Origin of the sequence: Rhodococcus sp. Z13 (genome assembly GCF_025837095.1) — a bacterium.
Lineage (GTDB): Bacteria > Actinomycetota > Actinomycetes > Mycobacteriales > Mycobacteriaceae > Rhodococcus > Rhodococcus sacchari.
Genome location: NZ_CP107551.1, coordinates 4,286,773 through 4,312,557 on the forward strand (window position 1 = coordinate 4,286,773; position 25,785 = coordinate 4,312,557).

22 protein-coding genes are annotated in these 25,785 nt (G+C 70.0%); 11 read left to right on the plus strand and 11 right to left on the minus strand.

Features of this window, described 5'->3' with window-relative positions; genetic code table 11:
* The first annotated feature begins 57 nt into the window (after nt 1–57).
* The 3 genes from OED52_RS19585 to OED52_RS19595 are packed head-to-tail and all read left to right on the plus strand — an operon-like array spanning nt 58 to nt 5,368.
* Nucleotides 58–1,401 (plus strand): MFS transporter, encoded by a 1,344-nt coding sequence (locus OED52_RS19585; RefSeq protein WP_264152476.1) that lies wholly within the window; start codon nt 58–60, stop codon nt 1,399–1,401.
* Entirely contained in the window at nt 1,398–4,121 is a 2,724-nt protein-coding gene (locus tag OED52_RS19590) for a helix-turn-helix transcriptional regulator (RefSeq protein ID WP_264152477.1), read from the plus strand. Before OED52_RS19585 ends, OED52_RS19590 begins: the two co-directional genes overlap by 4 nt.
* On the plus strand, nt 4,118–5,368 hold the full coding sequence (locus OED52_RS19595) for a benzoate/H(+) symporter BenE family transporter (protein WP_264152478.1): 1,251 nt from the start codon (nt 4,118–4,120) through the stop codon (nt 5,366–5,368). Before OED52_RS19590 ends, OED52_RS19595 begins: the two co-directional genes overlap by 4 nt.
* Here the strand turns inward: OED52_RS19595 and OED52_RS19600 are convergent.
* The 3 genes from OED52_RS19600 to OED52_RS19610 all read right to left on the minus strand — a co-directional run bounded on the left by OED52_RS19600 (nt 5,358) and on the right by OED52_RS19610 (nt 8,696).
* Nucleotides 5,358–7,754 (minus strand): excinuclease ABC subunit UvrA, encoded by a 2,397-nt coding sequence (locus OED52_RS19600; protein ID WP_264152479.1) that lies wholly within the window; start codon nt 7,752–7,754, stop codon nt 5,358–5,360. The genes OED52_RS19595 and OED52_RS19600 overlap by 11 nt on opposite strands.
* Before the next feature lie 70 nt (nt 7,755–7,824).
* Nucleotides 7,825–8,235: a VOC family protein gene (locus tag OED52_RS19605; protein WP_264152480.1), complete on the minus strand. Its 411-nt coding sequence runs from the start codon at nt 8,233–8,235 to the stop codon at nt 7,825–7,827.
* Between the two features lie 5 nt (nt 8,236–8,240).
* Nucleotides 8,241–8,696: a helix-turn-helix transcriptional regulator gene (locus tag OED52_RS19610; protein WP_264152481.1), complete on the minus strand. Its 456-nt coding sequence runs from the start codon at nt 8,694–8,696 to the stop codon at nt 8,241–8,243.
* A gap of 125 nt (nt 8,697–8,821) precedes the next feature.
* On the opposite strand from OED52_RS19610, the gene OED52_RS19615 reads away from it, so the two are divergent.
* From OED52_RS19615 to OED52_RS19630, 4 genes are all read left to right on the plus strand, one after another.
* On the plus strand, nt 8,822–9,829 hold the full coding sequence (locus tag OED52_RS19615; protein WP_264152482.1) for an NAD(P)H-dependent glycerol-3-phosphate dehydrogenase: 1,008 nt from the start codon (nt 8,822–8,824) through the stop codon (nt 9,827–9,829).
* Nucleotides 9,830–9,899: 70 nt separating this feature from the next.
* Nucleotides 9,900–10,577: a nitroreductase gene (locus OED52_RS19620; protein ID WP_264152483.1), complete on the plus strand. Its 678-nt coding sequence runs from the start codon at nt 9,900–9,902 to the stop codon at nt 10,575–10,577.
* Nucleotides 10,578–10,657: 80 nt separating this feature from the next.
* Nucleotides 10,658–11,878: a zinc metallochaperone AztD gene (aztD, locus tag OED52_RS19625; protein WP_264152484.1), complete on the plus strand. Its 1,221-nt coding sequence runs from the start codon at nt 10,658–10,660 to the stop codon at nt 11,876–11,878.
* A 130-nt stretch (nt 11,879–12,008) separates the two neighbouring features.
* On the plus strand, nt 12,009–13,058 hold the full coding sequence (locus OED52_RS19630; RefSeq protein WP_264152485.1) for an acyl-CoA dehydrogenase family protein: 1,050 nt from the start codon (nt 12,009–12,011) through the stop codon (nt 13,056–13,058).
* A gap of 43 nt (nt 13,059–13,101) precedes the next feature.
* Here OED52_RS19630 and OED52_RS19635 read toward each other — a convergent pair whose 3' ends face one another.
* Together OED52_RS19635 and OED52_RS19640 are read right to left on the minus strand one after the other, a co-directional pair.
* Nucleotides 13,102–14,607 carry a class I adenylate-forming enzyme family protein gene (locus tag OED52_RS19635; RefSeq protein ID WP_264152486.1) on the minus strand — a complete coding sequence of 502 codons (1,506 nt, stop codon included), beginning with the start codon at nt 14,605–14,607 and terminating at the stop codon, nt 13,102–13,104.
* Between the two features lie 45 nt (nt 14,608–14,652).
* A complete protein-coding gene (locus tag OED52_RS19640) occupies nt 14,653–14,961 on the minus strand; it encodes a hypothetical protein (protein ID WP_264152487.1) in 309 nt (102 codons plus the stop codon).
* Nucleotides 14,962–15,084: 123 nt separating this feature from the next.
* Between OED52_RS19640 and OED52_RS19645 the strand changes: the two genes are divergently transcribed.
* Nucleotides 15,085–15,843, plus strand: a complete 759-nt coding sequence (locus OED52_RS19645) for an SDR family NAD(P)-dependent oxidoreductase (RefSeq protein WP_264152488.1) — start codon at nt 15,085–15,087, stop codon at nt 15,841–15,843.
* Nucleotides 15,844–15,869: 26 nt separating this feature from the next.
* Entirely contained in the window at nt 15,870–16,799 is a 930-nt protein-coding gene (locus tag OED52_RS19650) for an acyl-CoA thioesterase (RefSeq protein ID WP_264152489.1), read from the plus strand.
* Here OED52_RS19650 and OED52_RS19655 read toward each other — a convergent pair.
* From OED52_RS19655 to OED52_RS19665, 3 genes are read right to left on the minus strand one after another with little or no spacing between them, the layout of a single operon-like run.
* On the minus strand, nt 16,783–19,077 hold the full coding sequence (locus OED52_RS19655; RefSeq protein WP_264152490.1) for an acyl-CoA dehydrogenase family protein: 2,295 nt from the start codon (nt 19,075–19,077) through the stop codon (nt 16,783–16,785). The genes OED52_RS19650 and OED52_RS19655 overlap by 17 nt on opposite strands.
* A 33-nt stretch (nt 19,078–19,110) precedes the next feature.
* Nucleotides 19,111–19,893 carry an enoyl-CoA hydratase/isomerase family protein gene (locus OED52_RS19660; RefSeq protein WP_264152491.1) on the minus strand — a complete coding sequence of 261 codons (783 nt, stop codon included), beginning with the start codon at nt 19,891–19,893 and terminating at the stop codon, nt 19,111–19,113.
* Between the two features lie 11 nt (nt 19,894–19,904).
* Nucleotides 19,905–20,891 carry an NAD(P)H-dependent flavin oxidoreductase gene (locus tag OED52_RS19665; RefSeq protein WP_264152492.1) on the minus strand — a complete coding sequence of 329 codons (987 nt, stop codon included), beginning with the start codon at nt 20,889–20,891 and terminating at the stop codon, nt 19,905–19,907.
* A 250-nt stretch (nt 20,892–21,141) separates the two neighbouring features.
* Here OED52_RS19665 and OED52_RS19670 point away from each other — a divergent pair, with 250 nt between their 5' ends.
* On the plus strand, nt 21,142–22,407 hold the full coding sequence (locus OED52_RS19670) for a glycosyltransferase 87 family protein (protein ID WP_318841893.1): 1,266 nt from the start codon (nt 21,142–21,144) through the stop codon (nt 22,405–22,407).
* Here OED52_RS19670 and OED52_RS19675 read toward each other — a convergent pair.
* Both OED52_RS19675 and OED52_RS19680 read right to left on the minus strand, forming a co-directional pair.
* Entirely contained in the window at nt 22,377–22,706 is a 330-nt protein-coding gene (locus tag OED52_RS19675) for a branched-chain amino acid transporter permease (protein ID WP_264152494.1), read from the minus strand. The genes OED52_RS19670 and OED52_RS19675 overlap by 31 nt on opposite strands.
* Nucleotides 22,699–23,397, minus strand: coding sequence for an AzlC family ABC transporter permease (locus OED52_RS19680; RefSeq protein WP_264152495.1), 699 nt, complete (start codon nt 23,395–23,397; stop codon nt 22,699–22,701). Before OED52_RS19680 ends, OED52_RS19675 begins: the two co-directional genes overlap by 8 nt.
* Nucleotides 23,398–23,451: 54 nt before the next feature.
* On the opposite strand from OED52_RS19680, the gene OED52_RS19685 reads away from it, so the two are divergent.
* Complete coding sequence (locus OED52_RS19685) at nt 23,452–24,192, plus strand: M50 family metallopeptidase (RefSeq protein WP_264152496.1); 741 nt, start codon at nt 23,452–23,454, stop codon at nt 24,190–24,192.
* A 38-nt stretch (nt 24,193–24,230) separates the two neighbouring features.
* On the opposite strand, the gene OED52_RS19690 is transcribed toward OED52_RS19685, so the two are convergent.
* Nucleotides 24,231–25,775, minus strand: a complete 1,545-nt coding sequence (locus OED52_RS19690; protein WP_264152497.1) for an AMP-binding protein — start codon at nt 25,773–25,775, stop codon at nt 24,231–24,233.
* Between the last annotated feature and the right edge of the window lie 10 nt (nt 25,776–25,785).

Sequence of the window (25,785 nt, forward strand, 5' to 3'; positions counted from 1 at the left end):
GAGGCCGTTCTTCTCCCCGAATCCCGTTGTGCCTCCCCTCACAGACCGGAGCAACGAATGACCCACGCCACGCAGACCTGGGCAGGTCCGCAGCATCGGCGCAGCGTCGTCTGGATCGTCGCACTCGCCACCCTCGCAATCGTCTTCGACGGGTACGACCTCGTCGTGTACGGAACCGTTCTGCCGACGCTCATGGCGGACCCCACCCAGCTCGGGGAGATCTCGGCCGAGCAGGGCGGCGCCCTCGGTTCCTACGCCCTCATCGGCGTCATGGTCGGTGCACTGCTGACCGGAGCGTTCGGCGACCGCATCGGACGCCGGAAGATGATGTTGATCAACATCGTCTGGTTCTCCGTCGGCATGGGCGCGGCCGCCTTCTCCACGAGCATCACGATGTTCGGCGCGCTCCGTTTCTTCACCGGCATCGGTGTCGGTGGTCTCGTCGCCACCGCCGGAGCCGTGGTCGCCGAGTTCGCTCCGCCCGGCAAGCGGAACCTGTTCAACGCCGTCGTCTACAGCGGTGTCCCCGCCGGCGGTGTCCTGGCCTCGCTGCTCGCGATCCTGCTGCGCGACGTCATCGGCTGGCGCGGCCTGTTCCTCGTCGGCGCCCTGCCCCTGGTGATCCTGCTGCCGCTCGCCCTCGCCAAGCTTCCCGAATCACCCGCCTGGTTGCAGTCGCGCGGCCGTATCGACGAGGCGCGGGTCGTGTGCGAGAAGTACGGTTTCCCGCTGCCGTCCGCCGCTCCCACGGCTCCGACCGAGAAGATCGGTTTCGCGGCCCTCGCCACCCGGAAGTACGCCCTCGGCACCGCCCTGCTCGGGATGATGAGTTTCGCCGGTCTGCTGCTCACCTACGGGCTCAACACCTGGCTGCCCAAGATCATGGCCGACGCCGGGTACAACGCCAACGGTTCGTTGTCGTTCCTGCTCGTGCTCAACGGCGGCGCCATCGTCGGGGGTCTGCTCGCCTCGAAGGTCGCCGACGGTCGCGGCCCGCAGGCGGTCATCGTCACCACCTTCTTCCTCGCCGCGGTGGCCCTGACGGTGCTCACTCTCGGCTTCCCGCTGCCGGTGCTGCTCGCGTCCGTCGCGATTGCCGGTGTGGGCACCATCGGTACCCAGGTGCTCATCTACGGGTTCGTCTCGAACTACTACGACACCCCCGCCCGGGCGGCCGGGGTGGCGTGGTGCGCGGGCTTCGGCCGGCTCGGCGGCATCGTCGGACCGGTGATCGGCGGACTGCTCATCGGCGCGGGCTTCGCCAACAACGTCAACTTCTACATCTTCGCCGGTATCGCCCTCGCCGGTGGCCTGGTCACCTACTTCGTTCCCGCTCGATCCGGGGTTCTCGGGCCGGTCCGGGCTCCCGGAGACCGCACCGCGACTACCGTGGAAGTGTGACGGACACCGCTGTGCTGATCGGCCGGAACACCGAGTTGACGACACTCGAACGCCTCCTCGACGAGGTACGGGCGGGGACCCCCTCGCTCGTCCTCCTCGAGGGGGCATCCGGATCCGGAAAATCCTCGCTCGTAAGGTATTTCACGAGCAGGCACGGTGACGTGACCGTCCGGTCCGGGTCGGGAGCGGCCTGGGAGGCGGGTCACCGCTGGTCGGTGCTCGGGCAGCTCCTGCGCGACACCGTCACCGCGACCGAACCGGTGGAGGCGGCGGAGATCCTCCTCGACCGGCTCGAGGGGACGTGCGTGCTGGTCGTCGACGACGCCCACTACGCCGACCTCGAATCCCTGCAGGCACTCTCGTCACTGGTGCGGCGGGCCCACCAACGTCCGCTGCTGGTGGTCTGGACCGCGCCCGACGTGCTGCCCGAGGACGTCGACCACGCCACCGCCGACCTGTTGTCGAACATCCACCGCACCGCCACCGTCCACCTGGACCCGCTGACGTCGTCCGACATCGCCCGGCTGGCGCTGCGCCGCACCGGTGTGGACCTGTCCGCCTGGACCGCACGGCGCCTGCAGGAACACACGCTCGGGAATCCGCGGGCCGTACTGCACCTGCTCGACGAGATCCCCCGCGCCGAATGGCACCGCTGGCAGGCGCGTTTCCCGGCCCCGCGGCAGCACGCCGCGAAGATCCGGCGCGCCCTCGACCGCTGCGCCCCGGCCACCCGATCCCTCGTCGAGGCCGTCGCCGTGCTCGGCAGCACCGAATCATTCACGGTCGCAGCCCGGCTCGCCGAACTCGACGACACCACCGACGCACTCGACGAGGCTCACCGGCTCGGCCTGCTGTCGATCCGCGAGCAGCGCGGGGTGGTCTCGTTGTCGTTCCCCGACCCCATGACCCGCGCCGCCGTCGCCGACGACATCGGACCGGCCCGCTGGCACGGCCTGCACGCGGCCGCCGCGGAACTCGTCGACGACCAGGGCGCGGCCCTGTTCCATCTCGTCTCCGCGACCCCGACGGGCAACGAGGACCTCGCGGCCCGTCTCGACGCCTACGCCCGCCGGTGCGCCGCCGACGGGGCGTGGTCGCAGGCCGCCGAGGCGCTGATCACCGCCAGCCGTATCACCGTCGACCGGGATCTGCGGTCGCAGCGGCTGATCCGCGGCGTGGACGCGTTGACCGGGGCCGCCGACCTGCCGCAGGCACAGGCGTTCGTACCGGAGATCGAGAGTGTGCCGAGCGGACCGATGCGCAACGCCGTCCTCGGCTACCTCGCGATCCAGAAGGGACGGGCCGCGGAGGCGCATCACCTGCTGACCGAGGCGTGGTCGATGCTCGGCGATCCCGCATCCGAACCCGAACTCGCGGCGACGATCGCCCAGCGGATGGTGCTGCACTCGCTGGCGCGTCTGCGCGGCGACGACCTCGTGCTGTGGGCGGACCGCGCGACGAATCTGTTGTCGGACATCGCCCCTCCGGTGGTGGAGGCGCAGGCGATCCGGGGCCTCGGCCTGTCCATGACCGGCCGTGTCGACGACGCCCTCGAAGCGTACGCGTCGCTGTCCGACAGCATCCGGCTGGGGGCGCAGAACCAGCGCGTCCGGATGGCCGAGGGATGGCTGGCTCTCGCGCTGGACCGCCCCGATCTGGCACGCAGCGAACTCGAGGCAGCGGAGCCGACCACCTTCCGCGGCGGGTCGCTGCGGATCTCGCTGTGGTCCCAGGCGTGGCTGGCCCGCACCCAGTTCGCCCTCGGCGAGTGGTCCGACGCGCTGCGAACTGTGGATCGTGCTGCGGCGCAACTCGACTCGACGGAACTGCACCTGCTGCGGCCACTCGTGCACTGGACGGGCGCGCAGATCCACGCGCTGCGCGGGGACTGGACCGCGGCGAACGCCCACGCCCAGAAGGCACGGGCCGGCAGCAACGACTACGCCCTCATGCTCGTACCGTCCTGCCTGTGCGCCGCGCAGTGCGCCGAGGTGGCCTCCGACTACGCGAGTGTGCTGCGCTACCTCCAGCCGATCGTCACGATGCGCGACCGGGACGCGGTCGACGAACCCGGGCACTGGCCGTGGCCCGATCTGTACGGCAATGCGCTCGCCGTCACCGGACGGGTGGACGAGGCCGACGAGTTCCTGCGCCCACACGAGGAACGCGCCGCCGAACGCGGACATCGTTCCGCCAAAGCACGACTCGGATACGTACGCGGGCGCATCCACGGCGCGCGGGGCGACCTCGACGCCGCGCGGGACGCGTTCGAAGGGGCACTCGACGAACTCGCGGCGCTGCCCCTGCCCTACGACCTGGCGCGCATCAACTTCGCGTACGGGCAGACCCTGCGCCGGGCGGGTCGCCGCCGCGACGCCGACGCCGTGATCCGCACCGCCCGCGAGCTGTATTCCTCCCTCGGTGCCCTGTCGTACGTCGAACGGTGCGACCGGGAACTGCAGGCCGGTGGGCTGCGGTCCGGCGACACCGACGCCGAGCCTGCCCGGGCGGACGTCGCGGCGCTCACCCCGCAGGAGCGGGCCGTGGCGAAGCTCGTCGCCGAGGGCCGCACCAACAAGGAGGTCGCCGGTGAGCTGTTCCTGTCCGTCAAGACGGTGCAGTACCACCTGACCCGCGTGTACGCGAAGTTCGGTATCCGCTCGCGCAGCGAGCTGGCCGCCCGTTTCCGACAAGAGGATCGAGGTCCGTCCACCCCATGACCGCAGTCGACGACCCCCCCGACACCGGGACCGCCCTGTTCGAACGACCCGCACGGCCCGCCGTCGGGATGCGCGACATCCTCCGTGATCTCGGACCGCGCTACGCCGCGAACGGCCTGATCGGACTGATCTTCTCGTGCACCGGACCGGTCGCGGTGATCCTCGCGGCCGGCGCGGCGGGGGGATTGACGCAGACGCAGCTGGCATCGTGGATCTTCGGCGTGTTCGCCCTCAACGGTCTGCTGACGATCGCCATGAGCGTCGTCTACCGGCAGCCGCTCGGGTTCTTCTGGACGATCCCCGGCACCGTGCTCGTCGGCGGGTCGCTGACCCACCTGAGCTGGCCGGAGGTCGTCGGGGCGTTCTTCGTCACCGCGGCGCTCGTGACGCTGCTGGGGGCCTCGGGTCTGGTGCGCCGGGTGATGGAGGCGCTGCCGATGCCGATCGTCATGGCGATGGTCGCGGGGGTGTTCCTGAAATTCGGCATCGACCTGGTGGCGGCGCTCGGCTCCGACGCCGCGATCGCCGCTCCGATGGTGATCGTCTTCCTGCTGCTGAGTTCGGTGGCAGTGCTGGGCAAGTGGATGCCGCCGATCCTCGGGGCGCTGCTCGCAGGGGTCATCGCGGTCGCGGTGTCGGGCCGCTTCTCCCCCGCCGCGACGGACACCGGGGTGTTCGCCTCCCCGGTGTTCACCACCCCACAGTTCACCTGGTCGGCGATCCTCGAACTCGTGGTACCGCTGGCGATCACGGTGCTGGTCGTGCAGAACGGTCAGGGCATCGCGGTGCTGCGGTCGGCGGGACACGAGCCACCGATCAACGTCACCGCCGTCGCGTGCGGGCTGTGGTCGTTCCCCGCCGCCTGTGTCGGTGCCGTGTCGAGTTGCCTGACCGGCCCGACCAACGCACTGCTCGTCGCGTCCGGCGAGCGCGCCCGCCAGTACACCGCCGCCCTCACCTGCGGTGCACTGGCGATCGTGTTCGGTCTGTTCGCACCGTTGTTCGTGCGCTGGATGATCGCCGCCCCGGTCTCGTTCGTCGCTACCCTCGGCGGCCTGGCGATGCTCAAGGCGCTGCAGGGCGCGTTCGTGGCCGGGTTCGCGGGCAGGCACACGATGGGTGCGCTCGTCGCGTTCGTGGTCACCGCCTCGAACGTCACGGCCTGGAACATCGGGGCGGCGTTCTGGGGGCTCGTCGCGGGTGTCGCCGTGTCGTGGCTGATGGAACGTCCCGACTTCAGCCTCTGACGCCCACCCCGATGTACTCGGCGAGGTGTTCGCCGGTGAGCGTCGACCGCTTCTCCACCAGCTCCGCGGGGCTGCCCTCGAAGACGATGCGGCCACCGTCGTGCCCGGCGCCCGGGCCGAGATCGATGATGTGGTCGGCGTGCGCCATCACCGCCTGGTGGTGTTCGATGACGACGACCGACTTCCCGGAGTCGACGAGCCGGTCGAGCAGGTGCAGCAGCTGCTCGACGTCGGCGAGGTGCAGGCCCGTGGTGGGTTCGTCCAGTACGTAGATCTCGCCCTTCTCCGCCATCGCCACGGCCAGCTTCAGCCGCTGCCGCTCACCGCCCGACAGGGTGGTCAGCGGCTGGCCGAGCCGCAGATAGCCCAACCCGACGTCCGAGAGCCGTTGCAGGATCTTCGAGGCCGCCGGGGTCCGGGCTTCGCTGCCTGCGAAGAACTCGCTCGCCTGCGCGACCGACATCTCGAGGACCTCCGCGATGTTCCGTCCGCCGAGCGTGTATTCGAGGACGGCCGACTGGAACCGGCGGCCCTCGCAGTCCTCGCAGACGGATTCGACGGTGGCCATGATCCCGAGGTCGGTGAAGACCACACCGGCGCCGTTGCAGGTGGGGCAGGCACCTTCCGAATTGGAGCTGAACAGGGCCGGTTTGACGCCGTTGGCCTTCGCGAATGCCTTGCGGATCGGTTCGAGCAGGCCGGTGTAGGTCGCGGGGTTGCTGCGCCGCGAGCCCTTGATCGGGCTCTGGTCGATCTCGACGACGCCCTCGCGGCCGGCCACCGATCCGTGGATCAGGGAGCTCTTGCCCGAACCGGCCACGCCGGTCACGACCACGAGCACACCGAGCGGAACGTCCACGTCGACGTTCCGGAGGTTGTGCGTGTCGGCACCGCGGATCTCCAGCGCTCCCTTGGGGGTACGCACCGACGGTTTGAGCGTCGCCCGGTCGTCGAGGTGGCGGCCGGTGAGGGTGCCGCTCGACCGCAGGTCCTCGACCGTGCCCTCGAAGACCACCTGCCCGCCCTCGGTGCCGGCGCCCGGACCGAGGTCGACGATGTGGTCGGCGATGGCGATGGTCTCCGGTTTGTGCTCGACGACGAGGACGGTGTTGCCCTTGTCCCGCAGTTGCAGCAGCAGCGTGTTCATCCGAGCGATGTCGTGCGGATGCAGGCCGATGGTGGGTTCGTCGAAGATGTAGGTGACGTCGGTGAGCGACGATCCGAGATGGCGGATCATCTTGGTGCGCTGCGACTCGCCACCGGAGAGTGTGCCGGTGGCGCGGTCGAGCGACAGATAACCAAGCCCGATCCCGATGAAGGAGTCGAGCAGGTGCTGCAGGCCCGCGAGCAGCGGGCCGACCTGCGGGAAGTCCAGTCCGCGCACCCATTCGGCGAGATCGCTGATCTGCATCGCGCACACGTCGGCGATGCTCTTGCCGTCGATCTTCGACGAGCGCGCCTCGGGGGCGAGCCGGGTGCCCTCGCAGTCCGGGCAGGTGGAGAACACCACCGCCTTCTCCACGAACGCCCGGATGTGCGGCTGCATCGCGTCGAGATCCTTGGACAGGAACGACTTCTGGATCTTGGGGATCAGTCCCTCGAAGGTGACGTTGACGCCCTCGACCTTGACCTTGGTGGGTTCCTTGTAGAGCAGGTCGTGGAGCTGGCGCTTGGTGAACTTCGCGATCGGTTTGTCCGGATCGAAGAAGCCGCAACCCCGGTAGATCCGACCGTACCAGCCCTCCATGCTGTAGCCCGGGATCTTCAGGGCACCCTCGTTGAGCGAGAGGTTCTCGTCGTAGAGGACCGTCAGGTCGAAATCCGAGACGGTGCCCTTGCCCTCGCAGCGCGGGCACATGCCGCCGAGGCGGTTGAAGGTGACCTTCTCCGCCTGTGTCTTCCCCGCGCCGCGTTCGACCGTGACCGCCCCGCTGGCCCGCACCGACGGCACGTTGAACGAGTAGGCGTTGGGCGGGCCGATGTGGGGTTCGGCGACGCGGCTGAACAGGATGCGCAGCATCGCGTTGGCGTCGGTGGCGGTGCCCACTGTCGAGCGCGGGTTCGACCCCATCCGTTCCTGCCCGACGACGATCGCGGCGGTGATGCCGTCGAGCACGTCGACGTCGGGCCGGGCGAGGGTGGGCATGAAACCCTGCACGAAGGCGCTGTAGGTCTCGTTGATCAGCCGCTGCGACTCGGACGCGATGGTGCTGAAGACCAGCGAGCTCTTGCCGGAGCCGGAGACGCCGGTGAAGACGGTCAGACGCCGTTTGGGGATCTCCACGCTGATGTCACGGAGGTTGTGCACCCGCGCGCCGTGCACGCGGATGGCGTTGTGGCCGTCGGCGGGGTGCACGGTGGTCGGCGTGTCCGTGTTCGAGTTCATGGGCTTCGGCTCCAACGGTGGGGTCGGGTGGGGGCGGCGATCCGAGGGTAAGCGGGATCGCCGGAGGGGATCAGCGCAATTCCTGGATTCGGACCATGTTCCCGGCCGGATCGCGGAACGCGCAGTCGCGGACCCCGTAGGGCTGGTCGGTGGGCTCCTGGACGACCTCGGTGTCGCCGGCCTGCAGCCGCTCGAAGGTCGCGTCGAGGTCCTTCGTGGCCAGGATGATGGAGGCGAAGGTGCCCTTGGCCATCATCTCGGCGATGGTGGCGCTCTCCTCGTCCGTGATGCCCGGATCTGCGTCCGGCGGGTACAGCACCAGGGAGGTCCCGGGAACGTCCTTGCGGCCGACGGTGATCCACCGTTTCCCGTCGTACCCGACGTCGTTGAGAACGTCGAATCCGAGCGTGTCGCGATAGAACGCGAGGGAGGCCTCGGGGTCGGTGTGGGGCAGGAAGGTCTGGTGAATGGTGATGTCCATGCCGATCACGGTAGGACCGGGCCACCCGACCGCGCTTCTCGATTCCTGATCGGTCTGGTGACGTTCTTCGCCACGCACGACGGGATGCCCTCCGTCCCGGCGCCCTCCGCAGCCTGTCTGCGGTACACGCTCGGGGGCACACCGACGAGTTCGGTGAAGCGCGTGCTGAAGGTGCCCAGCGACGCGCAGCCCACCGCGAAGCAGACCTCGGTGACGGACATGTCGCCGCGGCGCAGCAGCGCCATCGCGCGTTCGATGCGGCGGGTCATGAGGTAGGCATAGGGCGACTCGCCGTAGGCGGCGCGGAACTGCCGGCTCAGGTGCCCCGCGGACATGCCGACCCCGCGGGCGAGGGCCTCGACGTCGAGGGGTTGCTCGTACTCGCGGTCGATGCGGTCGCGGACGCGGCGCAGCAGCGCGAGGTCGCGCAGGCGCTGAGCGTCGGGTGAACGAGCGGGCACGTCCGTATGGTGCCACCGCCGTCCGGCGGGTGCGACACCGGAAGACATCCCGATTCCGCCCCCACGACGCCCCGGTAGCTGACAACCTGTGCGTACCTGTTCACGAACGGATCGAAAGGTCACCGATGGCTCGCGCGATTCGCGTCGTCGTTCTCGGCTCGGGCTCGTGGGGAACCACGGTCGCCGCCCTCTCCGCACGGAACACCCCCACCCTCGTGTGGTCGCGCAACGAGGAGACCGCCCGCGAGATCTCCACCGAGCACCGCAACCGCCGTTATCTCGGCGAACGTCCCCTGCCGGAGTCCCTGCGGGCCACCTCGGACCTCGTCGAGGCCGCGCACGAGGCCGACGTGCTGGTCGTCGGGGTGCCGTCGGACGCGGTGCGCGAGACGCTCGAACCGATCGCCGACGAACTGCGCGCGTGGGTGCCGGTCGTCTCCCTGGTCAAGGGCCTGGAACCGGGGACGCGGCTGCGACCAACCCAGGTCATGGCCGAGTGCCTGCCCGGCCACCCCGTCGGCCTGCTGGCCGGTCCCAATCTCGCCGGGGAGATCGCCGACGGCATGGCCGCCGCCGCGGTGGTCGCCATGCAGGACGACGCGGTCGCCGCCGCGCTGCAGCCGCTGTTCGCCACCCCGAGGTTCCGCGTCTACCGCAACACCGACGTCCTCGGCTGCGAACTGGGCGGCATCCTCAAGAACATCGTGGCGATCGCGGCCGGGATGGCCGAGGGTCTGAGCGTCGGCGACAACACCCGAGCGATGGTGCTCTCCCGCGGTCTCGCGGAGATGACCCGGCTCGGGGAGGCGATGGGCGCGAGCCCCCGCACCTTCGCCGGCCTGACGGGCATGGGTGATCTGATCGCGACGTGTATGAGCCCGTCCTCACGCAACCGCCGCGTCGGGGAGGCGCTGGCCCGCGGCATGACGATCGAGGAGGCCGTGGATGCGCTCGGGCAGGTGGCGGAGGGTGTGAAGACCGCACCGACGGTGCTCGAACTGGCCCGCGAGTACGGGGTGGAGATGCCCATCGCCGCCGAGGTCGCGGCGGTGGTGACGGGGCAGCGCACCCCCACCGACGTCTATCGCGGGTTGCGGCGGGTCGCACCGGGCGACGAGGAGGACATCGTCTGAGCGGGCCGCGGAGCGGCATCGAACGGACACTGAACGAGCGTTAGGTGAAGCGCTGTGTCATGGTGATGCCATGAGTACTGCCGCCGACCAGTTGTCGACACTCCTCGACACCCGCTTCAGCTGCCGCGCCTTCCTGTCGAAGCAGGTACCGCGCGAGGACATCGAGCGCATGCTGCGCATGGCCCAGCGCACTCCGTCCTGGTGCAACTCCCAGCCGTGGCAGGTCCACCTCGTCAGCGGCGAGGCCACCGACCGGCTGCGCGCGGCCACCTACGCCCAGGCCCTCTCCGGGAAGCTCGATCCCGACATCCCCGGCCCGGCCGAGTACCGCGGCGCGTACGCCGACCGGCGGCGCGCGGCCGGCTACTCGCTGTACAACGCGTTGGGTATCGCCCGCGACGACTTCCAGCGCCGCACCGAGCAGATGCTCGAGAACTACAACCTCTTCGGCGCACCCCACGTCGCGGTCGTCTCCACCGACAAGGCGCTGGGCGTGTACGGCGCGGTGGACTGCGGCGGTTACGTCGCCACCCTGCTGCTCGCCGCCGAGTCGCTCGGTATCGCCGCGGTCCCGCAGGCCGCGGTCGCGATGACGGCGTCGGCGCTGCGGCAGGAACTGGGGATCGGCGAGGACCGCGACATCGTGTGCGCGGTGTCCTTCGGGTACGCCGACGAGGCGCATCCCGCGAACGCCTGCCGCACCGACCGGGCGTCGCTGGAAGAGACGGTGGTCTGGGTCGAGGACTGACATGCCGCGACCTCCCGACATGCACACATGCGCATCAACGACTTTGACAATCATTTTCAAAAGTCGTTATTCCTAGGGGCATGACGACCCTTTCCCGCTACGGCGGTGTCGCGCTCACCGCCGTCGCCGCTACCCTCGCCGCCGCATGCTCGTCCGGAACCGCGAGCACCGAGACCACTCCCCCGACCACTCGCGCCGCCGAGGCCGCGAGCGCACAGCCGCGCCTGGCCCTCACCTACGACGGCGGAGTGCTCCTCGTCGACCAGGGCGATCTCGGCGTCGTCGGCGACTTCGATCTGGACGGATTCAACCGCCTCTCCCCCGCCGGGGACGGACGTCACGTCCTGGTCTCCACCGAGGGAGGCTTCCGGGTCCTGGACACCGGGAGCTGGTCGGAGGCCCACGGCGACCACAGTCACCACTACGCGGGCGAGCCCGCGCTCACCGATCTGTTCTTCGACGCCGAGAAGCCGGGGCACGTCGTCCCGCACGCCGGGGTCACCGCTCTGTTCGACGACGCCACGGGCCGGATCACGGTGTTCGACCCGGAGGACCTCGCGTCCGCGACGGCCCTGCCCGACGTCGATACGCACACGCTGCCCGACGCGCATCACGGCGTGGCCGTGCCCCTGCCCGACGGGCGCATGCTCGTCACCCTCGGCACCAGCGAGAAGCGCACGACCGTCGCGCTTCTCGACGCGAACGGCGACGAGATCACCCGCACCGACGACTGCCCGGGAGTCCACGGCGAGACGACCGCCGCCGACGGCACCGTCGCCTTCGGATGCGAGGACGGGATGGTGATCTACCGCGACGGCGTGTTCTCCAAGGCGCAGGCCCCGGATGTCTACGCTCGCATCGGCAACCAGGCCGGCAGCGAGGACTCCCCCGTCGTGCTCGGCGACTACAAGACCGACCCCGATGCCGACCTGGAACGTCCCGAGCGGGTCGCGCTGGTGGACACCCGCACGGACTCCGTGCGGGTGGTGGATCTCGGTGCGAGCTACACCTTCCGCTCCCTGGGCCGGGGTCCCGCGGGTGAAGGTATCGTCCTCGGCACCGACGGCAACCTCCACGTGATCGACACGGTCATCGGTGAGGTCGTCCGCCGCATCCCCGTCGTCGATCCGTGGACCGAACCCGACGAGTGGCAGGCGCCCCGGCCCGCGCTGGAAGTCGTCGACGGGACGGCGTTCGTGACGGACCCCGCCACGAACTCTCTGCATGCGGTGGAACTGGAATCGGGCGAAGTACGTTCGACCCGGCTTCCGCGCACCCCCAACGAGATCAGCGCCACCTGAGCGGTTCGAAACCGTCGTTGTTGCCGATCCTTTCGGGGATTTCCGGCAACAACGACGGTCTCGGCGCGACACTGTCCAAAACGTAGGACACATGGTTAACTATGTCGAGGAAACTGCGGGAGGAAGTGTCATGGACTTCGCACTGAGCGACGAACAGGAAGCCCTCGCCGAGGCGGAACGCGCCTGGCTCACCCGGAACGACCCGATCACCGCGCGCCGGCCCGGCATCGACGACGGTCCGGCGCGGGTGAACGAGGCCGGGATCCAGCACCTCGTCGAATCCGGTCTGATCGGGTTGCTCACCACCGAGACCGGTGGCACCCACGTCGATCTGGCGGTGCTCGTCGAGGAACACGGACGGGCATGCAGTCCGTTGCCGGTCGCCGAGCTGGCCGTCGCAGCACGGCTTCTCGAACGCGCCGGGCATCCGGCCGCGGAGGAGGCCGCGGCGGGAACCCGTCTCGTGGTACCGGCCGTCGCGTCGCTCGAGGATCCCGCCCTGCAGGCGCGGATCGACGGGTCCGTCCTGCAACTGAGCGGCACGACCGCCCCGGTCACCGGTCTGCTCGACGCGGAGTCCGTCGTCGTCGCGGCCCGCACCGGTTCCGGCGACGAAGTCGCCGCCGTACTTCCCCTGAGCGGGATCGACATCCGTGTCCTCGACACCCTCGACCTCACCCGGTCCTGGGCGGTCGCGGGGATCGACGCCGCCGTGTCCGAGTGGTCGGCACTGCCCACCGGCACCCTCGCCCTGCTGCACGACCAACTCGCACTGTTCCGGACGACGGATGCGCTCGGTGCCGCCGCCCGGCTCGTCGACATGACGGTCGAATACGCCGGTCAGCGAACACAGTTCGACCGACCAGTCGGGAGTTTCCAGGCCGTCAAGCACCACTGCGCGAACATGACCCTGTCGGTGGAGGCGTCGCGCGCCGCCTTGTGGGCCGCTGCCGTCGCCCTCGACGGGAACGACCCCGCCGAGCGGGCTCGGGCGGTGTCCGCGGCAGCGGCCTTCGCCGGGCACGGGAGCAGCACGACGGCACAGACCGCGCTGCAGGTGCACGGCGGGATCGGGTTCACCTGGGAACACGATGTACACCTGCTGCTGCGCAGGATCAAGGTCGACGAACTGCTCGACGGGTCGGTGTCCTACCACCGTCGCCGGCTCGCGGTGGCCTGAACCGTAGAAGGCGGTCCGCACCGTGAGGGGCGCCGGGCGCGGTTCACACCGCGGCGGCGCGCCCCTCACCGGCGAGCTGCCGGACCACGTGCCGCCGCACGAGCTTGCCGGTCTCCGTGCGGGGCAACTCATCCCAGAACACGATCCGGTCGGGAGTCTTACTGCTGCGCAAGGTGTTCCGAACGAAGGTACGCAACTCCTCCGCATCCGCCCTCTGCCCCGGCCGGAGCACGACCGCGGCCTCGAGGCGCTGCCCCCACTCCTCGTCGGGCATCCCGACGACGGCGACGTCCTCGACCGCGGGATGCCGGAGCAGGACGTCCTCGACCTCGGCGGGAGCGATGTTCTCGCCGCCGCGGATGATCGTGTCGTCCGCGCGGCCCTCCACGAAGAGGTAACCCTCCTCGTCGAGATGCCCCTTGTCACGGGTGTCGAAGAATCCCCGGTCGTCGAGCATCCGGCCGATACCCGCGTATTCGGCGGACACCTGCCCGCCGCACACCCAGATGCGTCCCGTCACACCGGGACCCACGACATGCCCCTGATCGTCGCGGATCTCGAGGTCGACGCTCGGCACGACCTTTCCCGCCGATCCGAGTCGCGCACGGACCGCCGGGTCGTCGCTCGCGAGTGCTGCGCGGTGGGCCTCCGGCCCGAGAACCGCGACGGTGGAACTGGTCTCGGTGAGCCCGTAGGCGTTGACGAAACCGACCCGGGGCCACAGGCGCAGTGCGCGTTCGATCACCGGGGTGGGCATGGGAGCACCGCCGTAGCCCAGGTTCCGCAGACTCGGGACGCTCTTGTCGGCGTCGGAGTCGACGATGCGCGCGAGCATCGTGGGCACCATCAGCGAGTGGGTGATCTCCTCGCGCCGCACGGTGTCGAGCCACAGTTCGGGTGTGAACCGCTCGAGGACCACCATGCGCCGCCCCGAATAGAGATTGGAGAGCACGTTGGTGACGGCCGCGATGTGATAGGGCGGCAGGGTCACGAGAGCGGCCTCGCTCTCGTCCGCGGATCCGAACTCCACCGAGCCGAACACGTAGGACGTGAGGTTGTCGTGGTGCAGCAACACGCCTTTGGGCGCCGAGGTGGTACCGGAGGTGTAGATCACCACGGCCGGGGAAGCGGTCTCGGCGGGTTCCTCCGGGTCCGTCGCCGAGGCTCCGGCGAGGGCGTCCAGCCAGTCCCGGGGCGTGCGGAAAGGAATACCGTTGCGTTCGAGGATCCCGGACTGGTTCGGGTCGGCGAGACCGAGGGCGCGCGGATGGTTGGCCAGCAACCCGTCGAGCTGCTCCCGACCGAGGCGGTAGTTGACGGGCACCAGGGGCACACCGGCGCGCGCAGCTGAGAACATGGCGACGGGGAAGGCCGGGCCGTTGACCGCGAGGTAGACCACCGCGTCGGCACCGGCCTCCCGGATCGCGGAGGCACCGGCGATCGAGAGTTCCTGCAGCCGTTCCGCGGTGATCCCCCCGTCGCGGCTGCCGACCACGATGCGGTCGCCGAAACCGTCGACCGCCATGTCCAGCAACATCGTGAGATTCATCGGTCACTCCGCTCGAGGCATCGAAGGGTCGGGCCGGGCCGTCCGTCAGTCCGAGGAGGGCAGGGGCTTGGCGGTCTTGAGGGGGAGCACACGTCCGTCGAGTTCGAGGCGGCCGGTGCCCGGCTTGGTGCACAGCAGTTCGACACCGGTCTCCTCGTCGACGTACCGCTTGCCCAGCTGGGCGCCGCCGACGTGGGCGGGGTCGATCGACGACCCGTCGCCCTCCCCCTTCTTGCCGACCACCATCTCCCGCCCGCCGCACGTCACGCGCACGTCGTCCTTCGGGGCGCGGACCACGACCACGGTGGTGGGATCGACCGAACTGGCCAACGACTGACCGACCTCGAGAATCACGTTTCCTCCAAACGCCCGATCCGGTGTGATGCACACCGGTGACAGGATCGAGAGTAGCGCCCGTCACATAGTTTAGATAGTAGTATAAGTGATCTACGACCCGACCGAGCCTCAGGAGGCCGCATGAACATCACCGGGAAGAAAGCCGTCGTCATCGGAGGCGCCTCCGGGATGGGCAGAGCCACCGCGGAACTCTTCGCCGCACAGGGAGCGCAGGTCGCGATCCTCGACCGCGAGAACAGCGACGGCAAAGAGGTCGCCACCGCACTCGGCGGCACCTTCCATCCGGTCGACGTCACGGATTTCGCCGGCACAGAGGAAGCCCTCGCGGCCGCGGTCGCCGAACTCGGCGGCCTCCACGTCGTCGTCACTACCGCGGGGGGCGGCATCGCCCAGAAGACCCTCGGGCGGAACGGAGCCCACGATCTCGACGCCTTCCGTCAGGTCGTGGACCTCAACCTGATCGCCACCTTCAACATCAGCCGCCTCGCCGCGGCACACATGGCGGCCAACGAACCCGAGGACGACGAACGCGGCGTCATCATCAACACCTCGTCGATCGCCGCGTTCGAGGGTCAGATCGGTCAGGTCGCGTACACGGCCGCCAAGGCCGGCATCGCCGGCATGGCTCTGACCATGGCCCGCGATCTGGGCTCCCACGGCATCCGGGTCCTCGCGATCGCCCCGAGCCTGTTCGCGACCGGCATCACCGCCGGGATCCCCGACGAGATGGTGCAGCCACTGGTGAAGGACGCAGCCTTCCCCAAACGCATGGGCCGCCCCGAGGAGTACGCGAAGCTGGCCCTCGCCGTCGTCGACAACCCGATGCTCAACGGTCAGTGCCTGCGGCTGGACGCCGGCCAGCGATTCGCGCCACGCTGACACGCGATCCGGACCCGAGGACGACGATGACCACATCCGCCGACTCCGACGGTCTCGCGAGCATCCCCCGGCCCCCGGTGGGGCGCACCCTCACCCTGGAGGAGATCGGCGAGGACGTCTTCCGCGGTACCGCCCACACCGGCGCTCCGCGCATCTACGGCGGGCAGGCCCTCGGGCAGTCTCTCCTCGCCGCCGGCCTGACGGTCTCCCCCGACCGGCCGCCCCATTCGCTGCACGGGCACTTCGTGCATCCGGGACGGCCCGACGGACCCGTGGACTATCACGTCGAAAGGGTCCGGGACGGAGGAAGTTTCGCCACCCGCCAGGTGCGGGCGCTGCAGGAGGGCCGGACGATCTTCCTGGCGACGGTATCGTTCCAGCGTCCCGAGGGCGGCCCCGAGCACCAGCTCCCGCTGAGTGCCCCGGCGATCCCGCCGGAGGAACTGCCCGCACCCCACGAGGATCCGTCGCTCGTCGACGCGGACGGGGCCGGCTGGCTCCGCCCGCTCCTCGATGGCATCGGCGTGGATTTCCGGTTCCCGGAGGAGTACCCGCGTCTCGCGAACCGTCGCGGACAGGCCCGGCCGCCGCGGCAACGTGCGTGGATCCGCACGCCCGAACACCTCGGTGACGATCCGCTGCTCCACGCCGCGGCGTTCGCGTACTGCTCCGACCTGTTCCTGCTGTCGGCGACGCTCCCGCCACATGCCCGGCACGTCGACACACCCGGTCTCCAGCTCGCGAGCCTCGACCACACCGTCTGGCTCCACGCGCCCTTCCGCGCGGACGAATGGCATCTCTACGAGCAGCACGGCCACCGCATGGGCGGTGGCCGTGGTCTCTCCTACGGATACCTGTTCGACCGGGCCGGCAGGCTGGTCGCGAGCACCACTCAGGAAGGGCTGCTGCGCTTCCGGAACCGGCCGTCCCCGGGCGAGGTCACCGCAGCCGGGTGAGGATCTCCCCCACCGCGCGGTCGCGCAGCACCTCCGGGCGACCGACGGACACCTCGTTCGACACGGCCCGCCGCAGCAGCAGGTGGGCCGGGTGCTCCCAGGTGAACCCGATACCGCCGTGGATCTGGATGCACTCCTCCGCCGCGCTCACCGCGCCGCTCAGCGCCGCCGCGGCGGCCAGGGCCACGGACACTCCGGGCTGCGGGTCGGTCTCGATGCGGTCGGCGGCCGCGAGCACCTGACCGCGGGCCCCTTCGGCGGCGACGAGCAGGTCGGCGCAGCGATGCGAGATCGCCTGGTACGAGCCGATCGGTCGGCCGAACTGCTCGCGTCGGCCGGCCCAGTCCACCGCCATCGTCAGCGCGCGGGTGGCGATACCCACCGAGTCCGCGGCGACCAGCAGCCGGGCCACGCGAGACGCACGCTCGAGCACCGCCTCCACGGTCCGTCCCGCCGCGACCACCACCGCCGGGGCACCGTCGGCGACGACGACGCCGATCGTCGACGTGAGATCCATCGGGTTCTGCACGGTCACATCCACATTCGGCGGCTCGACGGTCACCAGCACCCGATCCCCGGTTCCCGCATCGGTGGCGAGGACGACGAGGATCCCGGCGGCCGGAGCGCCGGCGACCCGGTCGACCCGTCCGGTCAGCCGTCCGTCCTCGAGGACCGGGAGGGATCCCTCGGTGCGCCAGCCCTGGTCGTCGACCGGCACGACGAAGGCCGCGGTGGCACCGTCGACGATGCGACGGGCCGGCTCGTCCGCACCGGCGGCGACGAGCACCTCGAGGACGATCGCGGTGGGCACCAACGGCACCGACGCGAGCCGGTGGGCGGTCTCCTCCACCGCTCCGCACAGCAGTCGCAGCGGTTGCGCACCGCCCCCGAGGGATTCGGGGACGGCGAGGCCCGGCAGCCCGAACTCGACGAGTGCGTCCCACAGGGCGGTGTCGTATCCGCCCGGGGCCGTCTCGCGGGCGAGAAGCTGCTCGGTGTCCACGAACGAGGCGACCAGCTTGCCCAACACCTCCCGGACCGACGCTTCGTCCTCACCGGGCGTGGTGAGCGGCCGGCCGGGGGCGACCACCGGGGCACGACGTCCCTCCCCCCGATGCGAGGGCAGCCCGAGGACGTTCTCCGCGATGGTGTTCCGCTGGATCTCGGCGGTGCCGGCACCGATCGTCGCGGCCCGCGACATCAGGTACCCGTAGGTCCAGCGTCCCTTCTCCACGACACCTTCGGACCGGGTGTTCAGCAGCGCGCCGGAACCGGTCAGGCGCAGGGCGAGCCGGTGCATGTGCTGTTCGAACTCCGACTTCACCAGCCGGTTGATCGATGCCAGCCCACCCGGATCCTCGTTCCGCAGAACCGCGTCCAGAGCTCGCGCGCTGTTCGCGGCGATCACCCGGACACCGGTCTCCACCTTCGCGAGGTCCTGCCGCACCAGCGGATCGTCAGCGTATCCCCGGTCGGCGGCGAGAGCGAACACCTTGTCGACCGTGCTGCGGTACCGGAACTCGTCGGCGAGGAAGGCGGTGGCCCGTTCGTGCCCGAGCGAGGTCCGCATGATGGACCAGCCCTCGCCCTCGGCCCCGATCCGGTTGGTGACGGGGACCTCGACGTCGTCGAAGAACACCTCGGCGAAGTGGTGCCCGCCCGCCGCGTCGCGCAGGGGACGCACCTCGATGCCCGGTGAGTCCATCGGGATCAGCAGATAGGTGATGCCCTCGGTGCTCCGGCCGGGCGCCCCGGTGCGCACCAGCGCGAAGATCCAGTCGGCCCGGTCGGCCATCGTCGTCCAGATCTTCTGTCCCGTCACCCGGTAGACGTCGCCGTCGCGCACCGCGCGGGTGGACAGCGACGCGAGGTCGCTGCCGGCGCCGGGTTCCGAGAAACCCTGGCACCAGAACTCGTCGGCGCGCAGCAGCGGTTCGAGGAAGCGGTCCTTCTGCTCCTGTGTGCCGTGCACGATGATCGTCGGGGCGACGATGAACGACAGGGGACACGGATGTTTCGGGGCCCCGGCGCGGGTCGTCATCCGGTAGTAGTCGAGCTGGTCCTCGAGCGACAGTCCCATGCCGCCGACCGCGCGTGGCCAGCCCGGCGCGGCCAGACCCGCGTCGACGAGTTCGGACTGCCAGGCCCGGGCCGCGTCGAAGCGGTCACGGGACGTGGCGGGCCGGGGGCGGCGCCGGTAGTCGTCGAGCAGGGCCGTCAGGCGGCTGCGCCAGTCTCCGGTGGTGTCGTCGAGCACCACCGCGGACTTCTCCTCCACCGGTCCTCCCAGGATGTCGGATGGTTGTGCAGGTCAGGACTTCTCGGCGCGCCGCTTGGCGTAACGCGCCCCGATGTCGGCGCCGTCGGGACGGAAGGTGGCGGCGGCCTCGGCCTCGAGCCCCAGGGCGTGGGCGAGAGAGGCACCGGCACCCTCCTTGAGCAGGCGCAGCATCCGCTGCACCGCTTCGGGATGCCCGTCGGCGATCCGGTGGGCGATCACGAGGGTGCGCTCCATCAGCTCGTCGTGGTCGACGACCTCGTTCGCCAGTCCGATGCGTGCGGCGGTGCGGCCGTCGATCGGTTCGCCGCTGAGGATGAACTGGATCGCGGCGGGCAGGCCGATCATGCGTGGCAGCATCGCGCTGCCACCCCAGCCGTTGAGCAATCCGATCTGGGCGTGGGTGTCGGCGAACTCGGCGCGGTCGGAGGCGATGATGAACGAACAGTTCACCGCCAGTTCGTATCCGCCGGTGTAGCAGGGTCCGTTCACCGCGGCGATGACCGGTTTGGAGATACCTCGCAGCACCTGGGTCGGTGTCGGCCCCTCGGCCGAGGGCGGTGGACCGGACAGTGCCTCGGGCAGATCCACTCCCGAGGAGAAGGACGTGCCGGCGCCGGTGAGCACCACGACACGGACGTCGCCGTCGCCGTCGGCCCGCCATAGTTCCTTCTTCAGGGCCTTGCGCATCGCCCGGTCGATGGCGTTGCGGCGGTCGGGGCGGTTGAGGGTGAGGACGACGACCGGTCCGTCCTTCGACACGAGCAGTGGAGCCGCTCCGTCGGTCGCGGTGGCCTGGGTGTCGGTCTCGGTCATGGCGTGTCCTTTCAGGAAACCGACACGGGGTCGACGATGGACCCGGCCAAGCCGAGCAGCTTCGCCTCCGCCTCGGCGACGACGCGGCGCACGAGTTCGCCGGCGGGCGGGATGTCGCGCACGAGCCCCTGGGCGATGCCGACGGTCCAGATACCGGCCTCGGGGTCGCCGTCCTCGTAGACCTTGCGGCCACGGGTGCCGGCGACGAGATCCTTGACGTCCTTGAACCGTCCTCCTCGTTCGAGGATCTCGACGACCTCCTGGCTCACCGAGTTCTTCGCCGCGCGCATGGTGTTGCGCAGCTGACGGAAGATCAGCTGGGTGTCGCGCTCGCCGGCGTCGACGATCTGCTGCTTGATGTTCTCGTGGATCGGGCTCTCGACGGTGCACATGAACCGGGTGCCCATGTTGATGCCGTCGGCGCCGAGGGTCAGTGCCGCGGCCAGGCCGCGGCCGTCGGCGAAACCGCCGGAGGCGATGAACGGGATGTCGAGGGCGTCGGCGCAGGCGGGGATGAGGACGAGTCCGGGAACGTCGTCCTCACCGGGATGACCGGCGGCCTCGAAACCGTCGATGCTCACCGCGTCGACACCGATCCGCTGCGCCTTGAGGGCGTGCCGGACGCTCGTGCACTTGTGGATCACCTTGATGTCGTGTTCCTTGAAGTGCTCGACGTGGACCGTGGGGTCGGAGCCGGCGGTCTCGACGATCCTCACCCCGGAGTCGATGATGGCCTGCCGGTACTCGGCGTAGGGCGGCTGGTTGATCGACAGGGTGAGGGTGAGGTTGACGCCGAAGGGCTTGTCGGTCAGCGCCCGGCACCGCTCGATCTCGGTGACGAGGTCGTCGGGGGTGGGCTGGGTCAGGGCGGTGATGATGCCGAGACCACCGCCGTCGGAGACCGCGGCGGCCAGTTCCGCCCGGCCGACCCACATCATTCCGCCCTGCACGACCGGGTGTTCGATTCCGAATTCTCGGGTGAACCGCGTGTTCAACATTGCCGCTCCTCGGAGTTCGCCGTCCGGCGCGCGATCCTGCGGTGGGCACCGCTCGCAGATACCTAGATAACATAGTTGACTATGTGATCGAAGGGCAAGGCGTTTCCGCCGGCCGCCCCGTCCGGTTACAAGCGTGCAAAACGGAAAACACGGTCAAAAGGGTTGAGGCGCCGTCGTTCTCATCCGGCAACGAAATACAACGGTTGTGTAACGTGGCTGGGCGGAAGTTCCCTACCCGGAGGTAATGCCCGTGCTGTTGACCGAAGTCCGTACCCGACCTGTTCGATCCCTGCTGATCGCCATCGGTCTGACGGTCTCGGTCCTGGCAGTCGCGGGGTACATGCGCGACGCCGTGCGCGAATACCTCATGGACCTCGACGTGTTCCGCGACGCGGGCTGGGCGTTCCTGCACCACACCCCGCTCTACACCGAAGGGTTCTTCAGCCACTCCGGTTTCCGGTTCATCTATCCACCCTTCGCGGCGTTCCTGTTCGCGCCGATGGCGCTCGTGAGCAGCACCGTCCTGCAGGTGGTGTGGACGGCGGGACTGATCGCCCTGGTGTGGTGGGTGCTGAGGATCCTCTACCGGAACCTCGACATGTCCCACCCGAGCCTGATCGCCGCGGCGTCGCTCGGCCCCGTGCTGTGGCTCGAACCGTTCCGCTCGAACTTCGCGTTCGGCCAGATCAACATCGTGCTCATGGTGCTCGTCGTCGCGGACCTGCTCGGCGTGATCCCGAAGCGGTTCCGCGGGGTCGGCGTCGCCCTGGCCGCGGCCGTCAAGGTCACCCCGGCCGCGTTCGGCCTGATCTTCCTGCTCCGCCGCGACCTGCCGTCGGTGGTGCGCGCGTTCGGCGCCTTCGCCGCGACCGTCGCCTTCGGTTTCTGGCTGCGCCCCGACTCGAGTCTGTACTTCTGGACCACCGAGTTCTTCGCCACCGACCGCGCCGGTGACCCCAGCTTCTTCCGGAACCAGGCCCTGACCGGGCTCATCGCCCGGTTCGATCTCTCCGACGGGGTCGCGAAGGGACTGTGGCTGCTCGGTGCCGCGGTGGTCGTCGCGGGCACCACCTGGGCCGCCCACCGGTTCCTGCGCGCCGGCGAACCGGTCGTGGCCGTGGGCCTGGTGGGTCTCGCCTCACTGCTCGCCGCGCCGATCGCCGTCACCCACCACTGGGTGTACTCGCTGTTCCTCGTGCCGCTGCTCGTCGCTCCCGCCTACCGGCGCTGGTGGCCGGTGCTGCTGCCCGCCGCGATCGTGTTCTTCGTCGGCCCCAACCACCTGCTGCGTCAGGCGCCGTCCGGGAACTGGGTGGAGCAGGCCGTCCTCGAGGTGCTCGGCACCTCGCAGTGCCTGGCCGCGATCGCAGTGTTCGTCGCCGCGATGGTCGCCGCCCGCAGCCGCCGGCCCGTGCCCGAGCCCGCCGGGGTCGATGCTGCCGCCCCCGCCGAGGTCACCGCGGTGGCCGAGCCGCAGGAGACCGCTCAGGTCCAGAGCGCCGACGCCACCAGGTAGAGGCCCGTCCCGGCGACCGTGCTCAACGCGGCGTTCCGCCGCCACAGGTGCACCGCGATCGTCCCCGCCAGGCCCACCGCCGCGGGCAGCCAGGTCGTCTGGCCCACGTCGCGCAGCGTGTAGAGCACGAGGATCACCATGACCCCCGCGGGCATAGTGCGGCCGAGGAAGGCGACGAACGCCGAGTTCTTCAGCGCGGCGAGCGCCACGAACGGCGCCGCGCGCAGCGCGACGGTCACGACGAACATCACCGCGAGGGCACCGAGGACGTATCCGGCGCCGGGCACCGACTCAGGCACGCGCCACCTTGTCCCGGTAGACGAATCGCACGAACAGGCACAGCACGAACAGGCCGAGACCGACGACGAGCATCTCGTCCTTCGCGACCAGCAGCGCCACCAGCCCGCACACGAGCGCGATCACCGGAGCCGGCAGGTCGCGGTTCGCGCGGAAGGCGTCGATCGCCAGCACCGTGAACAGCGCGGTGAGGGCGAACTCGAGGCCGGCGAGCCCCTCGGGCAGCACCGCGCCGACCAGCGCACCCACGGTGCCGGACGCGACCCACACGAGCTGGCACACGACCTGCACGGTGAGGATGCGGGTGCTCGACAGCGTCTCGCGGGCCTTGGGGGCGACGATCGCGTAGGACTCGTCGGTGAGCGCGTACACGCTGTAGAGGCGGGCGAACCGCCCGCGCACCCGGTTGAGCGGGAAGGACAGGCCGTAGAAGACGTGCCGGAAGTTCACGAGCAGGGTCGCGGCCGCCACCGAGAGGAACGGCGTGACCGCGGCGATCAGGCCGATGGCGAGGAACTCCATGGACCCGGCGTAGATGACGGTGGAGAAGATCGGTGCCCACCACCAGTCGAAGCCGCCCTGGGTGAGCACCACCCCGAAGGCGAGACCCAGCGGGATCAGGCCGAGGCCGACCGCCCACGAATCGGAGACACCTGCCCTGATCTCGGAGGTACGGCGGTCGGGCATGCTCATCAGGCTATCGCCGGGGCGCCGTGCCCTTGCTCCGGCCCGACGGAAAGGTGACCCGTGTCCACTTCCCCGGACTCGTTCACGGAGGCGGTGTCGTCCCTGTGGCGGGCCGTGTCCACGGTCGACGACCCTGCACCCACCGCGCTGGTGGTGATCACGGCGGCGATCGCCCTGGTCCTGGTGACTGTGCGGCCGCTGTGGCTGAAGACCCGGCACGTCGTCACCCAGGCGCACGAGGGGTCGCACGCGCTCGTCGCGGCGCTCGTCGGCCGGAAACTGTCGGGCATCCGGCTGCACAGCGACACCTCCGGGGTGACGGTCTCGTCCGGCAACCCGCGCGGGCCGGGCATGATCGCGACGACCTTCGCCGGGTACACCGGTCCGGCGGTGCTCGGCTTCGCGGCCGCGACCCTGCTGACCGTGAACCGGCCCGCGGCGGTGCTGTGGTCGATCCTCGCCGCCCTCGCGCTGCTGCTGCTCCTGATCCGCAATCCGTACGGCTTCGTCTCCGTGGTGATCGCGGGCGCGCTCGTGGGTGCGGCCGCCTATCTCGGCGATCCGGTGGTGCGGTACGCGGCGGCCTACCTGATCACCTGGGTGCTGTTGCTCGGCGCGACCCGCCCGGTGCTCGAACTCGCCCGCACGCACCGGCGCGGTCGCGGGCAGGGATCCGACGCCGACCAGCTACGGTGGCTCACCCATCTGCCCGCCGGGCTGTGGATCGCCCTGTTCGCGCTCGTCACCGCCGGCACGGCGGTCTACGGCACGATGCGCATCGTCGCGACCCAGTGGCCCTGACGACCCAGTGGCCCTGACGACCCGATGGCCCTGACGGTTCAGGACGTCGCGGCCGCCTCGTAGCGGGCGAGCAGCGCGCGGCGCAGGATCTTCCCGCTGGGCAGCCGCGGCACCTCCCCGAACTCGATGCTGCGCGGCGCCTTGAAGTGCGCGAGCCGGGCACGGGTGTAGTCGACGAGTTCCGCAGCCAGCGCGTCTTCGGCCTCGACGCCGTCGACGACGGTGACCACGGCGTGCACCCGCTGGCCCATCTCCTCGTCGGGCAGGCCCACCACGGCGACGTCGAGGACGGCCGGGTGCATCGTCAGCACGTCCTCGATCTCGACGGGATAGATGTTGACGCCACCGGACAGGATCAGGTCCGAGCGGCGTGCCGACAGGTAGAGGTAGCCGTCCTCGTCGACGTGCCCGAGATCGCCGAGGGTGCTCCAGCCCCGCTCGTCGTACGCCTCGGCGGTCTTGGAGGGGTCGCCGTGGTACTCGAAGTCGAGGCCGCCCTCGATCCAGATCGTGCCCACCTCACCGGGACCGAGTTCGTTGCCGGCCTCGTCGCAGATGTGCACCGTGCCCAGCGACGGCCTGCCGACGGACCCGCGGTGTTCGAGCCATTCGCCGGTGGTGATCATGAAGAAGCCGTTGCCCTCGCTGCCCGCGTAGAACTCGAGGATCTTCGGACCGAACCAGTCGATGATGCGTTCCTTGACCTCGACGGGGCACGGCGCCGCGGCGTGGACCACCACGCGCAGGCTCGACACGTCGTACCGCCGCCGGACCTCGCCGGGGAGCTTGAGCATGCGCACGAACATGGTGGGCACGAACTGAGCGTGGGTGACGCCGTGCCGGTCGATCGCGGCGAGGGCGCGCTCGGCGTCGAAGGTCTCCATGACGATCGCGGTGCCGCCGTTGCGGACCGTGCCCATCGTCCATCCCAGGGGCGCCGCGTGGTAGAGCGGCCCCGGGCTGAGATAGACGGTGTCCTCCCCGAACCCGAAGGCGTCGCGCATCGTCGCGTCGATCGGCAGTCCCGTACCGAAGGGTGCGCCGGTGAGGGCGGGGAGGATGCCCTTGGGCCGCCCGGTGGTGCCGGACGAGTAAAGCATGTAGTAGCCCTCGAGTTCGTCCTCGACGGGTGTGTCCGGAAGGGACGCAACCTCGTCCGCGAGCACCCGGGCGCCCGAGGGTGAACTCGGACCGGTCGTGAAGCGGACCTCCACGGCCGGGCTCGCAGTGGCGACGGCGTCACCGAGCCGGTCGAGTTCCGCCGAGTGCACCACCACACGGGCCCCGCAGTTCTCCACCACGTAGGCGGCCTCGGCGTCGGACAGGTGCCAGTTGACCGGCGTGTAGAGCAGTCCGGTGCGCTGCGCCGCCCACAGCACCGGGAACACGTCGAGACAGTTCTCCGTCACGATCGCGATGTGGTCACCCGGTTCGAGACCGAGCCGCCGGAACAGGTGCGCGATGCGGTTGGACGACGATTCGAGTTGCCGGTAGGTCAGCCGTGCCCCGGTCTCGGCCATGACGATCGCCGGCCGGTCGCCGTGCACGGCCGCCCGATCGGTCGGATTCATCGACGTCGTCATCGTGCGGTCC